Consider the following 14,948-nt stretch of genomic DNA (forward strand, 5'->3'; position numbering starts at 1 on the left):
AGTCAGGTTTCCCTTTCTTTTGCCCCGTTCAGCGATGAAACGAAGAAGAAATTCAGAAGGGAAATCTTGATAGAAAGAGGGGAATGCAAGATGTGTTTTTATGGCCATAAAAACCTTTCATCCTGAACCCGACGCCGTCGGGAGACATTCCCCAAAGGCATCATGCATTCCCTTCTCAAAAAGCAAGAAGTTACCAATTGATAATCGATGCGCCCCAGGTTAACCGACAAGGAGAAACGTAAAATAGTTGTTAAACTATTAATGACTCCGGAAGAAAAGCTTCGGCTTGATTCCTGGGTTAAACGGGGAAAGTATGCTTGCCGGAGTGACTACCTGCGTAGCCGGATTTTCAAGACAGTAGAGCGGAAGCAGATTTCCCTGGATGCAGAGACAGCGGAGCAGCTGAAAAGTCTGGACTATGAGCTCAATAAGATCGGCGTGAACCTGAACCAGCTCTCCAAGCGCATGAATTCTTTCTCTGGTTACAGAATGAGTGATCAGGATAGGCAGCTTCTTAAACAGGCCTTTGACAGGATGCGGGACTGCCTGATTCTTTTGCAAAAACACCTCCGGTAAATCTTAGCAGAAGGGATCAAGTATGATTATTAAAATCCATCAGGCCTGCAGCACTAAGAATGCCCTGTTCTACAATGAGCGAAAAGTTGAACGGCAGAAAGCTTCGTTTTACCATTGTCAAAATATGCCTGTAGTTAATCCTTTTTGGGGCGATAAGAATGACCGGTGCAGGATCTTTGAGGAAATCGAAGTGCGCAATACCCGGGTGAAAAAGCCGGGGCTGCATATCTCGGTGAATCCGACTGTGAGCGATTTGGTGAGGCTGGGAGATGCCGGTATCAGAAATGAGATTGGCAAGCTGATGGAATACTTGGGCTATGGGAATCAGCCGTACCTGGTGTACAAACATGCCGATATTGACCGGATACATTTTCATATTATTTCTACACGTATCGATTCTGAGACAGGTAAGAAGATCAAAGACAACTATGAGCGGAAAAAGACGCAACGTTTTATCAAATCCTTGGAGCAGAAATATGGGCTTAGCAAAGATGATCAACCAGAGAAACTCAACTATCGCTTTTCCAGTTCGAGCAGAAATCTGAAGCAAAACCTGGAGAGTTTGTTTGGACAGCTTAATCAAATGGAGTTTATCAATTCGAAAGTGATGTATGAGCAGGCTCTCGAAATGTTTAACATCGAAATTCGTCCTTTCGGAAAGGGGTATGCCGCTTTTGTAACGGATGGTACTGGTAGTCCGGTTCGCTATCCAATTGGACTTTCTGAATTTGGCGAGCGCCCGAATTTTTACGCAGAGCGGAATTTAAATCAGGAAGTCAAGTTCAGTTTGACCCAGGGGCTTAGTTTCCCTGAAAATTTCAAAAGGGAGCTGTTGAAAGTTTTGATGTTTAGTTACGAGCAGGGCAGGGAAAATCCGAAACAATATCTCAAGAAGCATAAAGGTATTAAGAGAAATGGAAAAGGAAGGAAGCTCTAAAGCTATATACATTTAATTGAATACAATTGTGAAAATTTAATTGGCTTAGTTTGAACAAAGCAATACTATTTAAATTAATTGTGCATAATACGATTGTTGAAAACTTTGTTAAATTGAAGGACTGTTTGATAACACTTTATTAGTATCTTGTAGATGCTAATTTACCTGAAGTGGATTTCCAGAATTTTTGTGGCCTATAACAAAGAATCTTCACAAAAGAGAAGTTTCGACGGATATTTTAAAAAAAGGGGGAGATCGTCGACGACAAAGTAAAAGCTTATTGGATGAGGATTGACTTTTTATGTTTTGGAATGAAAGGAAAGCATGTACTGTTTACCTAAACCGAATAGATCCTCTTCACAAGTTGGTCTGGATCTAGAGGATAACTTAAGAGAGAAGGATATTGAAAATTTAATACCCAAAATAACGATGACGACAAACTTTACCCCATTAGTTGAAGAAGCGTCCCAAGAGGATCTTTTTGAACACAAAACACATGAGAATGTAGCTAATGCTATTAAGAAGCTCTTGGTGAACAACAAAGGAAAAGGACAAACCATTGGAGTAGAGGGGGATTGGGGGAGTGGTAAATCAACAGTTATATCTCTATTAAAATCTAAACTACCAGAAAGTGATTTTGAATATTTCTATTTTGATGCCTGGGCACACGAAGGAGATCCCTTAAGACGTGTTTTTCTGGAATCTTTAATTGATGTAATTGGTGGCGAGAACTTGGCTGATTTGAAAGAGCGAATTTCCAACAGAAAGAAGACTGTAAAGTCGAAGTATTCCAGGCAGGTTACTGCTCTTGGAAAATGGTTGTCCCTCTCGCTTTTTTTTGTACCATTAGGAGCTGCAATTGTTTCAACAATAGATATTACCAAGGTAAGCTTAAATTTCATATATGGATTTAACTGGAGATTCATCATTGGAACAATTCTAGCGATTGCTCCTCTTCTTGTTGCGTTAGTCAATTTGGTAAAGATCAAAATTGAGAAAGGCATGTGGAATGATCCTGAGAATTGGTCTTTTTTAGTTAGTGAAGGACAGAGTGAGACAACGCAGGAAATATCAGAAGATGAAGAACGTTCGTCAATCGAGTTTGAAGGTTACTTTGACGAGATACTATCCTTATCATTTGAAAAAAATAAAGAAAAGCAGCTGTTGATGGTTATTGATAATCTAGACCGTATTGATGCCGAAGTGTCTTTGAGAATTTGGTCTACATTGCAGACTTTCTTGAAGCAAAGAAATCCAGATAGTAAGAAACAGTATCATGCAGGTAATATTTGGATAATTGTGCCTTATGATTTAGATGGATTATCAAAGCTATGGACTAATGGTACTATAGGTTGCGCACAGAGTTTTTTTGATAAATGTTTTCAATTGAGATTTGAAGTTCCCCGACCTGTATTTACTGATTGGGAAGAGTTTTGTCGAGAAATGATAGAAAAAGCGTTTGGTAAAAAGTTTGGAGGAGTTCAAAGTGTTATCAATGTATTGAAATTGACACGCGACGATCTGAAGGATATACCAACACCTCGTGAAATAAAAACATATATAAATCAGTTGGGAGTTGTTTTGCTGGCAAACGAAGACAAGAAGCCAATTGATAGTTTAGCCTATTACGCAATTCAAAGGTTTATTAAAAGGGTCACCGTAAAAGAACTTCAAGAGGGATTAATAAGTGGTGATATACCCCAGGATTATCACTTGGCAAATTTACCGGATACTATTATTAAAGATTTAGCCGGATTAAGCTTTGGTGTATCATCTAAAATTGGTCAGCAACTTTTGTTGGAGCCGGAAATTGAGGATGCGCTTGAAAAGGGGGACCAAAGATATCTTAAAAATCTTGTTGAGATTCATCGCGATGGATTTTGGTTTGTATTTAATCATCATCTAAGAAGTAGTAATGGAAAGCTTTTTCAATACACTTCTGTCATAAAAGAATCAATCGGTGATGAGGATAGCCACAAGCTGAGATCCTTTGTTAATACTCTCAAAAAATCAAAAATTCAGTTTGAAGGTCATAATGTATTGGAAAATCACCTTGCATTTTTGTCGTTTCTATCACCGGAGAATTACTCTTTTAAAGATTATTGGAAGAAACTAGTAAGCCATTTGCAAAACCAATTTGGTGATCTAAACTTTGATGTTGATCGCTACGTTGAATTTATAAACAAAGCTAATCCACTAATTAAAGAAAAGGATAAAACAGTATATACTATTAGTCAATTGAATGTTGATAATTGGATAAAATGGTTTAAGTATTCAAAACAATATGACTGGATAAAGTGGTTTTTGCCTGACGAATCTCTTTCTAGTGAGTTAGCAAAGAAAATTCCTCAAAACTCAGATTTGCCAGATGATCTCGACATAGTTGTAGAAGGATTAGCAAAAGTTGGGCATAAGCAGTGGGGAGACTTTGTGTTAGCGCTGAAAAATCATATCATTTGGAATAATGGGACTCCGAGTGGTCAAAGTCATTCAATAGACGCCTTAAAAGTCATTTATAAATTATCATGTCTTGATAATGAGGATGTAAATGGTCAGTTGATTGAGATTTTGCATAATAGTGCTTTTTACAACTATGTTTATAATAGAAGAGATAGAGATTCATCTTTTTATGCTTCAATCTTATTGGCAAAATATTATACAGGGGATTTGCATTCTTTAAATTTAAGCGCTGTGGGTAATTCTGCAACAGGAATGCAGCAACTGAGAGCTTTCTGGAATACACGCAATGAATCAAATGCTAAAAGAATTCATGATGAATTAATCAGTACCGATTCTAGATTATTGTGGAATCTAATTGGAGATGAGCGCAACAAACTTATGATTGATGTTTTGAAAAATATATTAAGTTCCGAGGGTCGTTTTTTTGAGGGAGATGATGCATATAATAGATATTTAAAGGTTTTCAAGCTTACTAAAAACGATGATGATGTCGAAATGTCAGAAATTGCAAAACGATTTGTTAGTGAAACCAATATTGTAACAGAAATAAATAATTTAGATGAAATTAATATTATTGAAAATTGTGAGGAGTTGTATTATTTAATTCCTTTTATGAATGACGCTCAAGTAATTTATGATTCTGTTAAGCAGCTGAATAAAAATGATTGGGATGAAGCAATAAGAGAGGATACATATTTATTGGAAATGATTGTTGATCTCAATAAGAGAGATGGAATTAGGCTGGATAAAGCTTACTATGAAAGTATTTTAGAATTTGTGAATAATTGGTTTGATGGCAAATTGAAGCCATCTGAATGGCAATTGAGCAAATGGACTATATTGGGATTTTTGTTAGACCAGGCATTTTTAGCTCAATTTAAGAGTAATGTAACCAAGTTGGTTGAAGATAATCTGAGAAATTGCGCAGCTGCATTTTTTGAGGCTAACAAGGAGTTTATAGATGTAAAGAGAATAGCACAAGCGAAGAATGTTGAAATTCAACTATTAATTGAGAATATGTTGAGAGATCAGATAGATACAGATCAACTACATTTTGTTGTGTCTCTTTTGGAAGTACACCGCCCTAAATTTGATAAAGAGTTTGGTAAAGTTGTAAAAGAAGATATTTTTCGACATTGCAGTAACTCAGAGAACTCGATAAAAGAAGGACTAATGAAAATAGCAGGCTATCTTAAAATAGAAGTTTCGGACAGTAAGTCCGAGTTAAAATTGTAATTTAATTTTACCACAAAGCATGCCGATTGACAAAGCTGAAATAGTAAAACTTGGTTCTACACAGCAGCAGTTCTTTGAGGAATATGGTATTGCTGTATTGTGGTTGGTTTTCGCGATCGTTCTTCTTGTTGGTTTTATTCGGATCTACCGAATTATCCGGGATCACAATTTAATCAAATCGGTAACGACATTTAAGAGAGGAACCAGAAGCGAGCGTGACTTGATCTTAAGATTGCGGAAAAGAGGAATACTGGCGCAAGAAATCTTTCACGATCTGTATGTGGTGAAACAAACTGGATATTTCTCACAATTTGATGTGTCGCTATAACTAAGAGAGGGATTATCGTTTTCGAAGTGAAGGAATACAGCGGTTGGCTATATGGAACGGGGAAGCAGCACCAGTGGCCCCATGTTCTTGGTTACGGGCGGGAAAAGTATCGCGTTTACAATCCGATTCTGCAGAAAATCAACCATGTCAAAGCATTGAAAAGTCGACTTGCGGAATTTGAAGACATACCGTTTTGTTCAGTTGTAGTGTTTTGTGGTAATTGCGAATTAAAAGATATCAGTTTTGTTCCGCAGGATACTTACCTGACAAAATCAGAGCGTGTAGAAGAAGTGCTCGATATTCTGATGAAAATTGGGACCCCTGCACTTTACACCGGTAAATGGGAAATTATAGACTTTCTTAAACATGTCGTTAAAGTAGGGGAGAGTCCGGAGATTCAGATTCGGCGCATTAATACGATCAACAATATGCTAGGGAAGAATCGTGTATTTGATTAAGTCGTGATGTGGTACATGCTACAAAGGAGCACTACTTTGGGTGTCAAAATATATGATTGACTAATCACCAAAGATAAAATGACTCATGTGTCTTGAGTGAAATCACCAGAAGGTTTTATGGTGCGTATCTTTGAGGCCTCAAGGTACTCACCAATAAGGATAATTCAAAAAATGTCCAGTTTTTTAATCAATAAACTGGACAAACTACTTATATTTGTGATAGTAATAGTGATATGAAAGCTACTGATTATATTGCAAGTAAGATTAATAGATTGACTAGGGGCTATGTTTTCACCTATGAGGATTTTATGGACGAGGTGGATAGTAAAGAAGCTGTTGTTAAAGCTCTTAATCGTATGGCTGCTGCTGGCAAGATTGCTAAGCTTGCTAAAGGTAAATATTATAAACCTGAAGCTACACCTTTTGGTACATTATTGCCCCCTCAGGAGCAGGTGGTGAAAGATATGCTGGAAGAAAATGGAAAGATTGTCGGGTATCTGACAGGGTACAGTATTTATAACCAATTAGGGCTGACGACACAGGTAGGGAGTATCATTCAGATTGGAAAAAATGAAACCCGAGCATCTTTTAAACGGGAACGCTATACCATCGCATTCATCCGTCAGAAAAATACCATTACCAAAGAGAATATCCCGCTGTTGCAGATATTGGACGCTATGCGCTACATCAAGAAAATTCCGGATACAACAGTTCAGGCTTCCATAAAGAGGCTGTCGGCTATTGTTAAAGGTCTTACCAATGACGAACAGAGTAGTCTTGCTCGATTGGCTTTGAAATATCCACCTTCAACAAGGGCTTTACTGGGGGCACTGTTGGAGCAATTGCAGAATGAAACACCAACGGATAAATTGCGCAAAACGCTAAATCCGATTACAAAATACTCGCTTCCTGGGGCTTTGAAAGCTCTTCCAAATGCCCAAAATTGGAACATTGAATGAAACTACACGAAAATAAAAGATTGTTTAGGCAAGCAATCCAATTTACTTCCGACCAAATGGGAATTCTGCCCATTTATATTGAAAAGGACTATTGGGTGACGTTTGCGCTTTATAGGATTTTCAATGACGAAATAGGTGGTGAAACCGTTTTCAAAGGTGGAACGGCTTTGTCCAAATGCTACAGTATGATTGAACGTTTTTCGGAAGATATTGACCTTGTCGTATTCAGAAGAGAAGAAGAAACGAGTAATCAACTTTCCAAAAAGATTAAAACCATCGGGAAGGTTGTTGATGGGGCTTTGCCGGAAGTACAGATCGACGGATTGACACAGAAAAGGGGAATGAACCGAAAAACGGCTCACTTTTATAGCAAAGAATTCAAAGGTGACTACGGTCAGGTACGCGATGTGATAATTATTGAGGCAACCTGGTTAGGATATTTTGAACCTTTTACGACCAAATCTATAATTTCCTTGGTTGGACAAATGATGTTGAATAACGGGCAGGATAACATTGCAAAAGACAATGGGCTCATGCCTTTTGATGTACGAGTTTTAGATCCAAAGCGCACTCTTTGCGAAAAAATAATGAGTCTGGTGCGTTTTTCCTATGATGATGCACCGATAGTTGCCCTGAGAAACAAAATTCGACATTGTTATGATTTGCACCAGCTTTTGAAAGACGAGGCATTCTCCAATTTTTTGGATAGTGATGAATTTGATAGCCTGTTGCTACGAGTAGGGCACGATGATGTGCAAAGTTTCAAGAACAATAATACCTGGCTTGCTAACCATCCCAAAGATGCGTTGATGTTTAAAGATCTGGACAACGTCTGGAAAGAATTGAGATCTACATATACCGGGGATTTTAAAACCATGGTTTACGGCATTCTGCCCGAAGGGAATGATGTTTTTGACACTCTGCATCGGATAAAGAGCAGATTGGCATCTATTAAGTGGGACGTCCAGATTGGTAATTGAACTTCCAATCTGGATTATTCTTGAGGCATTATTTTTACGTCGTGTAGAAAAACTTAGATGAATTAATCAACATTCAATTTAAGTTGCTGATTAGTATTTTATTGATCACTGAAATTTGTTTTACTGATAAACTCTTTAAGGTTTGGAACGGCCTCATTTGCTTTTAACTGTTTGATTGAATCTGTGTGGGCGGAATTGGAGTCATCGTATAACACAGCATTAAGTTTTTGGGAATAAATCGCAATCAGGAAAGAGTTCTTTTTTGAAATAAATAGGTGTTGATCTGCTCTTCGTATTGATTCCGACAGTCCTTTATCAGAGACGCTTTCGTTTTCTTTCAAAAATTGCAAATACTGTTCGTAGGTTAAGTTCGATAGATCACCTTTGAATGGCCCAAACAGCATCAATTTTCCCCGAAGCTTATTATTGGAAGAAGATAAGTCAGTAACAAATTCTACCAGTTCTTTATTCTTTACTTTTGTTTGTCCGTTGCTAACCGTTGCAATCAACAAAGCTATGATCACTAGTAAAATGTATCTCTTTCTCATGGCTATTTTAGTTTTTTGTTGCCCAGAAGGCGGGTATTGTATCTAAGTTATTTGAAGGTAATAGTCTACCTGTATCTAAGTTGATGGCTGGAATATCCCGTTCATTTAGCACCATCCCCTTTTGGAATACATATTCGAAGGCCTTTTCTGCAATAGGTACAAAGCTTTTGAAGTATTGTGGAAGACAATCATCAAAAAAATTAATCTCACTTGTGTTAAGGAAATTACTTGCTCTATCTTTCGGCTTATTCAATTTGGTCGCATTGTCGAAATCAATATCGGCTCTGTTTCTATACGTGAAAGAATTTGCTTCCAGAACCCGGTAAAATCTTGGATGGTCTCCTTCTGCAATCTCAAACATACGATGTAGTCCTTTTATCCAACCTAAGATTTTGTCGATAGAATAATTTTGCTGGTAAACTGTATTTATAAGCTCGCTGAAGGAATGGGCGATATCGTTTTTGTAACTTAAGCTTAAGAAGTTTTCCAGTTCATCGTGCATATTCGTATAATTTAGCTCGGATGCAAAGCCTGATTTTTTTGTTAGTTCTTCAAAGAACAGCACGTCTAATTGCATTTCCAAAGAACGGTGTGCGGCCTGATTCTCGTTATACTCTCCGACTTTGTCCCTGACGAATGGATGGATAATTCCATCAGCGACAACGTGGGAAATATAGCCTAAGAAGAAAGAAAACATGTGATAATTTAGTTCCGTTTCAATCTTTCCATTTAACTCTTTGAGTTTTTTCAGCGATAGAAGGGGAATTTGATTAGTTGCCCGATAGTGAAAATCATCGGCTAACGAACTCTCGTTAGAAAAGAAGAAATCATCGTCGACGATACTAGCGTAAGGGAGATCGGGTGCAACAGCACCTACCTGAAAGGAATCTGCTGCAAAAGCAAGAATATTTTTCAAATCACCATCCTGAAGATGGTCTTGTAGCTTCTTTGTTAACAAGATATGTGTCAGTCCACTGGCCATACAGATATTATTTTAGGAGTTATAGTAAAGCTGCGAATTGCGGTATTTTTTTAGCGATCTTAATAGCAACCTCTCCTAAATCCTTGATGTTGCCAATTAAATCAGCTTGGCTGATGTTGTTCTTTGATGCTTCTTCTATTGTTTTTATTAGTGCTAAATAGACTTGTGAGTCGGTTGTTCCAGGAGTCAAAGAATCAATCTCGGCTTTTGACAACCCCAGCAGAAAGTCTAGTTCGCTTTTGTATGCACCGTTAAATGCAGAGTCAGCTTCTGCGAATAATTTCTTAAATCGATTGTTTTGCATCGTGTTTTATTTTAGTTGATAATTTTTTTTATCTGGTTCGATACTTCTTCTAACTGTTGATATGCATCGTCGCTTTTTACGTCGATCTCTTTTCCTTTCTGTACAGCCCTCTCAATCTGTTCCGAAAGGTTAGACATAGATTCTGTTATCTTTGTGTCAACTCCGCTCAATCCGACCATCGATAGTGCTTCTTGTTGGCTTTCTTTAACTTTACGAAGTGACTTCAAGTAAGCAGTAATTGAAGAGTTGGCATATACTGCGCTCTCATAGGATTGATTGACCGCGTTAAGAATCTCGCTTTTTTGTTTTTCAAGAGGAGATAGTAGGTCTTCCCGCTTGGTTTCTATTTGGCTTCGAGCGGCTTCTTGAAAATCCATCATAACTGCAAGTGCGTCATTTGCTTCTTTTTCTCCTTCTTTTTGTCCTGCAATTTCAATAGTTCCATATAGCGAGGGGGTGCCTGTTTTATAGCTTTGTAATTCAGAGCTTAATACATAATGAATGACGAATGGAGCATATTTTTTATCAACGAAAGTATTAATCTGTTCTTCCATTTTGTCGAAATATATACCGACAGCATTGATATGTGACTTGTGTAAGATTTTTAGATCTTCTCCAAGGGTCTGAGATAAACTTACGACCTCTTTGGGGATAGAGGCGCAGCTCGAAAATATAAGTAAAGAAAGTATGATTGCTAAATTTTTAATGTTCATTGGTGTTGATTTTTAGTTTCTATTTTACAAAGAAAAATAATGATCACGCAATGGAATTTCGCGATCGATTTTTTTTGAAATTATTTGTATAGGTCGTAGACCTGTTTTGATTTAGACCTAATCTCATTAATGATTTCAGAGGGAGAGATAATTCTAACGCTATTACCGTAGCCCAGAATTTTCTCATAAAACTCCCAACTGGGAGAAACTTTAATCGAAATTCGGAATTCCTTATGATTGTCAAGCAGCGTTTGCTGTGTCGGATGAATTTTGAGTGTTTTTAGGTAGTTGCCTTGGTATGGTGTGAAAGACAGAATAATATCAATCGGGGGCTCGTCGGTGACAGTGATTCCAAATGAATGCGCGAAGTGTTTTTCGAAATCAATTTCTTTGGGAACAAAATTTTCCTCCAAAATCCGTGGTGTTGTCATTCTGTCTAAAGCATAGACTCGTGTTGGTTTATCTTGATTCTCCTTTTGCCCAACCAGGTACCATCTATGTCTATCCTCCTTTAGTAGATATGGATGCAATTTAACCGTTTTGGGTACTGAATCGTCATATTTTTTATAATCAAACTCAATTTTCTTATTGGTATCCAGAGCCTGAATAATAATTGGAATCTGTTCATTTCCGGTCAACCTTGGGATAGGCTCTGTTTGTACAACTGTTCTGACATGTTGGAGATTTGAAATTCCTTTCCGGATTGTGACTGCGTCGAGAACTTTCTCAATTGCATTAGTGAAATCTTTAAATACTTCGTATTCCCGATATTGGTGAATAGTCTTTGCATAAAACATTAAAGCTTCGATATCCTCGTTTTTTAGTCCAAAAGCTTTTATTGTGTAGTTCTTATCGGTATAAAAGTATGCCTTCTTTGATCTATTATATTCGATCGGGGCATTGTATCCGAGAAGAGGATCATCTTTCATCGCATTTATATCTTCATTAATCATCCTTTCCGAAACTCGGATAGATAATTCCTGCTCGATAGTTTTCTTCAGTTCCTTTGTTTTTACCCAGTTTTTTCTCCCAAGTTCACGATCTATGATCTGGTACCTCCCGAAAGGGTGCTTAGATATAGCCATATTAATTTTATTTAAGCGCTTGATTAGTTGGTTAATTTTACGAAAAAAAATGAATAAATTATGTTTTTAAATAAGGAGTTATCCACGGGATCTGTTTATTTCGAATAAATCGTTAGTACGTATAGGTTGGAAATTATTCAATAGCATTTCTACTCAAATTTGCCGAAAGTTATTGATCGTTTCCCGGAACAAGCAAGGGTATATGAATCCCGCTCTCGCGTTCCCCTTGCCTTAATCCGTGACAGCTCAATGGTAGAAACTCAAAATTTGAGTTTAACCGGCGAGCCAGATGCCAACAAAAATCCCCAGGGCAGGGGTGTTTTACATGTCAAAAGAGTTTCAGATTATTTCTTCTTACACAACCAAGCAAGCTCTTGCTGATGGTGTATTGGTCCCAGTTGATAGCCAAATTTCGGAAGAAGCAGGAATTGTTTACCCGGTGCTCATGACCGGAACAGTCTGGAACCGGTACATTCAGAAACCTGATGGTATGGATCATCAGGATTTGGATGGTCGGTTGTGGGATTTATTGTTCATGTTTGCTGTCCTGGCAGGAAAGTCAAAGGGTGGTGCACTTTTGTTTTTCAAGGTATTGTTTCAGCTTCCGGCAGATATGAGTTGGATGGATAATGAGAAACGGGAACTTCAATCGGAGCCAGAAACCCGGTTGGTTACTTTGAAGGCTGTTGTTTCAGCTCATGATATTGATAATCCGGCTCCAGCAATTTTCATCATGCTGCCAGGGGAAGATTGAGCGAAAGGGGAATTTCCCCTTTTTTTGTTCGTATTTTAAGGCATGTTGGATCGTGACTCTTTGGGCGTCAGTTGCCAGACATATGATTTCAATTTAAAGACTCGACTCCATGCTCTCGTTTTTTCGTTTCGTTCTTCCATCGGTTTAGTGGAAGCCAAAGACGCTGTTTCTTAGATATTCTTTTTGTTGGTTATATTTTATCTATTACACTCAAATTTCTGACAAAGTTATTTACGCTTCCCGGAACGGTAAAGGGGAACTCGCTTTTCGTGGCTCGTTTCCTTCGGATGCGTTCATTCCGATTATTATCGGAATGACATGCACCCCGTTGACCTAATCCGGAACAGCTCAATTGAGGTACGCCAAAAATTTAAGTTTAATGGCGTGCCAGAGATTCCCTTGGTTACAGAGGGTGCCAAAATAAGTCTGCAGGGCAGCAGCAAATTCCTATGAGATCTTCATTTGATATTTATGAAATGGTTACCAACCTGATTATTGAACGTTTGGAAAAAGGTGTTATTCCGTGGCAGATGCCTTGGAATGTAGAAAACGGTTTACCGCAGAATATGATTCACCGTAAAGTTTACCGGGGATTCAATTTCTGGTTATTACTGACTGTTGCTGATAAATTCGGATCACCGTATTTCCTCACCTTTAACCAGGTCAAAGAACTTGGAGGTCATGTTTTGAAAGGGGAGAAGGGCTTTCCTGTTGTTTTCTGGAAGATATTGGAAAAAGAAGAAAAGGACGGAAGTATTGACCAAGTTCCGTTACTGAGGTATTACACCGTTTTCAACCTGAAACAAACCGAAGGTATTGACGAAAGTAAGATACCGTCATCAGAAGTTCATGACCATGATTTTGATCCGATTGAGCAGGCAGAACGAGTCATCGAGTGTTGGACAGATTATCCTGAGATCAGGTTTGACCAATCACATGCTTTCTATTCACCTTCAGGGGATTATATTGGAATGCCCAATCCACGAACCTTTTTTAAGGATGAACAGTTTTACGCCGTTCTATACCATGAATGTTGCCACGCAACGGGGCATATCAACCGAACCGGAAGACATGAAAAACTACCCGATCATCGATTCAATTCCAAGGACTACAGTTTCGAAGAGCTTGTAGCCGAGATGGGAGCGTCCTTTCTATGTTACCTGACAGGTATCCAAAATGCTACGATAGATAACAGCGCTGCATACATCAAAAGCTGGATTCGCAAGTTTAAGGAAGATAAGAAGATGCTGTTGATTGCGTCCTCTATGGCTCAGAAAGCTATCGATTACATTCTGGAACATCAATCCGAACCGCGACCGGCTGGCAGTAACCAGTTAGTTCCACAGATAGCGAAGGCAAGTTAGCCTTCGCTTTTTCATTGCAAGTAATCACAATTGAACACATAAAATCAACGATTATGAATCAGTTAAAAAGGTTTTCCCAGTATATTCTCCAAATCGCTTACAAGTACGGTTTGAATTCTGTTTTTGATGATTTCCTTGAGATGACAGTTTGCGCCTTATCCTTAGGTGCAAAAGAAGATAGGTACCACGAAATTGTCCGGAATTACGAGAAGCCGGATGCCTACCTGATGGCCGAAGCTTTTGGGGCGTTAGTCCTTGAAATGGACAATAAACAAACAGGCCTGAAAGACGGCTTCGGTGACTTTTATATGGAATATATCAGTCATGGTCACAACTGGCAATTCTTTACTCCGGAACCGGTCTGTGAGATGATGGCCCGGATGTTAAATCCCGCCGGCTTTGGAGAGCGGGTTGCCGATTGTTGCTGCGGTTCCGGCCGGATGCTGCTGGCAGCAGCGAAAATAAAACGCGACTGTTTGTTTTTCGGAGCCGATATTGACCGAACCTGCACGATGATGTGCGTAATTAACCTTTGTTTGACCGGACTCTTAGGTGAAGTTTGCTGGATGGACACGCTGGCCCACCGCTTTTATTCTGGTTGGCGGATTGAACTTCACCCGGAACACGGAGTACCTTATGTCCGCGAGATAACTGAAGCAGAAAGTTACATGGTTCTGAGAATACCGGAAAAGAAGCTTGAGCCAGTAGATAATCCGAAATCAAGTTTGGGAGCAGGACAGCAATTATTATTTGAATTCTAGGGGCGGCAATGCCCCTTTTTTATTTGTTATGGTTTTGATAGATAAAACCACTCCATTTAAAATTGCAGGCAAAGTTATTTACGCTCAACGGAACGGGCAAGAGCATGTAAATCTCACTCCCATTCGACTCTTGCCCTTATTCGTTGCAGGTCAATTCTGGGGACGCCGAAATTTTAAACGGCGTGCCAGATGCCATAAAAAAGCCACAGGGCAGTGGTAAACAGTTATGAATAATACAGCAAAAAAAAATCAATGCAGAGAGTAACGAACAAGCGAAGACTTCTATGGAAGTAGTGAAAAGGAGGGAAAAGTGGCCTCGGAAGTTCCATCGCTCGAAAAGAGAATTCAGAAAGTGGAAAACATGAGCATGCTCATCTAAAAGTGGCGTAAGCTGACCGATACGCATCGCAACCTTCAGGCCTTTTCTTTAGGTGCCGATGGGATGGGAGCTACCGTCTTCCTTCGAGATGCTTCGGGGAAGGAGTTCAGAACTTCGAATACTC

15 protein-coding genes are annotated in these 14,948 nt (G+C 38.8%); 10 read left to right on the top strand and 5 right to left on the bottom strand.

The window, feature by feature from the left end; genetic code table 11:
* The first annotated feature begins 207 nt into the window (after window positions 1-207).
* The 7 genes from mobC (at window position 208) to ACRD6K_RS07185 (ending at window position 7,934) form a co-directional block, all read left to right on the top strand.
* Window positions 208-576 (top strand): plasmid mobilization relaxosome protein MobC, encoded by a 369-nt coding sequence (gene mobC, locus ACRD6K_RS07155; protein ID WP_430972702.1) that lies wholly within the window; start codon window positions 208-210, stop codon window positions 574-576.
* A gap of 22 nt (window positions 577-598) precedes the next feature.
* On the top strand, window positions 599-1,513 hold the full coding sequence (locus ACRD6K_RS07160) for a relaxase/mobilization nuclease domain-containing protein (protein ID WP_430972703.1): 915 nt from the start codon (window positions 599-601) through the stop codon (window positions 1,511-1,513).
* A 324-nt stretch (window positions 1,514-1,837) separates the two neighbouring features.
* Window positions 1,838-5,209 (top strand): P-loop NTPase fold protein, encoded by a 3,372-nt coding sequence (locus ACRD6K_RS07165; RefSeq protein WP_430972704.1) that lies wholly within the window; start codon window positions 1,838-1,840, stop codon window positions 5,207-5,209.
* Between the two features lie 19 nt (window positions 5,210-5,228).
* Window positions 5,229-5,537, top strand: coding sequence for a hypothetical protein (locus ACRD6K_RS07170; RefSeq protein ID WP_430972705.1), 309 nt, complete (start codon window positions 5,229-5,231; stop codon window positions 5,535-5,537).
* Between the two features lie 26 nt (window positions 5,538-5,563).
* Window positions 5,564-5,995 carry a nuclease-related domain-containing protein gene (locus ACRD6K_RS07175; protein ID WP_430972706.1) on the top strand — a complete coding sequence of 144 codons (432 nt, stop codon included), beginning with the start codon at window positions 5,564-5,566 and terminating at the stop codon, window positions 5,993-5,995.
* Window positions 5,996-6,228: 233 nt separating this feature from the next.
* Window positions 6,229-6,954, top strand: a complete 726-nt coding sequence (locus ACRD6K_RS07180; RefSeq protein WP_430972707.1) for a DUF6088 family protein — start codon at window positions 6,229-6,231, stop codon at window positions 6,952-6,954.
* Window positions 6,951-7,934 carry a nucleotidyl transferase AbiEii/AbiGii toxin family protein gene (locus ACRD6K_RS07185; protein ID WP_430972708.1) on the top strand — a complete coding sequence of 328 codons (984 nt, stop codon included), beginning with the start codon at window positions 6,951-6,953 and terminating at the stop codon, window positions 7,932-7,934. The genes ACRD6K_RS07180 and ACRD6K_RS07185 overlap by 4 nt, the downstream gene beginning before the upstream one ends.
* 98 nt (window positions 7,935-8,032) lie before the next feature.
* On the opposite strand, the gene ACRD6K_RS07190 is transcribed toward ACRD6K_RS07185, so the two are convergent.
* From ACRD6K_RS07190 to ACRD6K_RS07210, 5 genes are all read right to left on the bottom strand, one after another.
* Entirely contained in the window at window positions 8,033-8,482 is a 450-nt protein-coding gene (locus tag ACRD6K_RS07190; protein ID WP_430972709.1) for a hypothetical protein, read from the bottom strand.
* A gap of 7 nt (window positions 8,483-8,489) precedes the next feature.
* Window positions 8,490-9,464 (bottom strand): zinc dependent phospholipase C family protein, encoded by a 975-nt coding sequence (locus ACRD6K_RS07195; RefSeq protein ID WP_430972710.1) that lies wholly within the window; start codon window positions 9,462-9,464, stop codon window positions 8,490-8,492.
* Between the two features lie 19 nt (window positions 9,465-9,483).
* On the bottom strand, window positions 9,484-9,768 hold the full coding sequence (locus tag ACRD6K_RS07200; protein WP_430972711.1) for a hypothetical protein: 285 nt from the start codon (window positions 9,766-9,768) through the stop codon (window positions 9,484-9,486).
* 11 nt (window positions 9,769-9,779) lie between these two features.
* Window positions 9,780-10,481 carry a hypothetical protein gene (locus tag ACRD6K_RS07205; protein ID WP_430972712.1) on the bottom strand — a complete coding sequence of 234 codons (702 nt, stop codon included), beginning with the start codon at window positions 10,479-10,481 and terminating at the stop codon, window positions 9,780-9,782.
* Between the two features lie 80 nt (window positions 10,482-10,561).
* Window positions 10,562-11,566: a helix-turn-helix transcriptional regulator gene (locus ACRD6K_RS07210; protein WP_430972713.1), complete on the bottom strand. Its 1,005-nt coding sequence runs from the start codon at window positions 11,564-11,566 to the stop codon at window positions 10,562-10,564.
* A gap of 289 nt (window positions 11,567-11,855) precedes the next feature.
* Here ACRD6K_RS07210 and ACRD6K_RS07215 point away from each other — a divergent pair, with 289 nt between their 5' ends.
* The 3 genes from ACRD6K_RS07215 (at window position 11,856) to ACRD6K_RS07225 (ending at window position 14,445) form a co-directional block, all read left to right on the top strand.
* Window positions 11,856-12,320 (top strand): DUF6573 family protein, encoded by a 465-nt coding sequence (locus ACRD6K_RS07215; RefSeq protein ID WP_430972714.1) that lies wholly within the window; start codon window positions 11,856-11,858, stop codon window positions 12,318-12,320.
* A gap of 449 nt (window positions 12,321-12,769) precedes the next feature.
* Window positions 12,770-13,684: an ArdC family protein gene (locus ACRD6K_RS07220; protein ID WP_430972715.1), complete on the top strand. Its 915-nt coding sequence runs from the start codon at window positions 12,770-12,772 to the stop codon at window positions 13,682-13,684.
* Between the two features lie 53 nt (window positions 13,685-13,737).
* On the top strand, window positions 13,738-14,445 hold the full coding sequence (locus tag ACRD6K_RS07225) for an N-6 DNA methylase (protein WP_430972716.1): 708 nt from the start codon (window positions 13,738-13,740) through the stop codon (window positions 14,443-14,445).
* Window positions 14,446-14,948: the final 503 nt, after the last annotated feature.

The sequence above is a fragment of the Sunxiuqinia rutila genome (assembly GCF_050589705.1).
Lineage (GTDB): Bacteria > Bacteroidota > Bacteroidia > Bacteroidales > Prolixibacteraceae > Sunxiuqinia > Sunxiuqinia rutila.

What these genes read in the sequence shown, in the direction of transcription:
- ACRD6K_RS07195 (WP_430972710.1), bottom strand. Translation starts at nt 9,464, where the DNA reads ATGGCCAGTGGACTGACACATATCTTGTTAACAAAGAAGCTACAAGAC.
- ACRD6K_RS07200 (WP_430972711.1), bottom strand. Translation starts at nt 9,768, where the DNA reads ATGCAAAACAATCGATTTAAGAAATTATTCGCAGAAGCTGACTCTGCA.
- ACRD6K_RS07205 (WP_430972712.1), bottom strand. Translation starts at nt 10,481, where the DNA reads ATGAACATTAAAAATTTAGCAATCATACTTTCTTTACTTATATTTTCG.
- mobC (WP_430972702.1), top strand. Translation starts at nt 208, where the DNA reads ATGCGCCCCAGGTTAACCGACAAGGAGAAACGTAAAATAGTTGTTAAA.
- ACRD6K_RS07180 (WP_430972707.1), top strand. Translation starts at nt 6,229, where the DNA reads ATGAAAGCTACTGATTATATTGCAAGTAAGATTAATAGATTGACTAGG.
- ACRD6K_RS07215 (WP_430972714.1), top strand. Translation starts at nt 11,856, where the DNA reads ATGCCAACAAAAATCCCCAGGGCAGGGGTGTTTTACATGTCAAAAGAG.
- ACRD6K_RS07225 (WP_430972716.1), top strand. Translation starts at nt 13,738, where the DNA reads ATGAATCAGTTAAAAAGGTTTTCCCAGTATATTCTCCAAATCGCTTAC.
- ACRD6K_RS07210 (WP_430972713.1), bottom strand. Translation starts at nt 11,566, where the DNA reads ATGGCTATATCTAAGCACCCTTTCGGGAGGTACCAGATCATAGATCGT.
- ACRD6K_RS07190 (WP_430972709.1), bottom strand. Translation starts at nt 8,482, where the DNA reads ATGAGAAAGAGATACATTTTACTAGTGATCATAGCTTTGTTGATTGCA.
- ACRD6K_RS07160 (WP_430972703.1), top strand. Translation starts at nt 599, where the DNA reads ATGATTATTAAAATCCATCAGGCCTGCAGCACTAAGAATGCCCTGTTC.
- ACRD6K_RS07165 (WP_430972704.1), top strand. Translation starts at nt 1,838, where the DNA reads ATGTACTGTTTACCTAAACCGAATAGATCCTCTTCACAAGTTGGTCTG.
- ACRD6K_RS07220 (WP_430972715.1), top strand. Translation starts at nt 12,770, where the DNA reads ATGAGATCTTCATTTGATATTTATGAAATGGTTACCAACCTGATTATT.
- ACRD6K_RS07170 (WP_430972705.1), top strand. Translation starts at nt 5,229, where the DNA reads ATGCCGATTGACAAAGCTGAAATAGTAAAACTTGGTTCTACACAGCAG.
- ACRD6K_RS07185 (WP_430972708.1), top strand. Translation starts at nt 6,951, where the DNA reads ATGAAACTACACGAAAATAAAAGATTGTTTAGGCAAGCAATCCAATTT.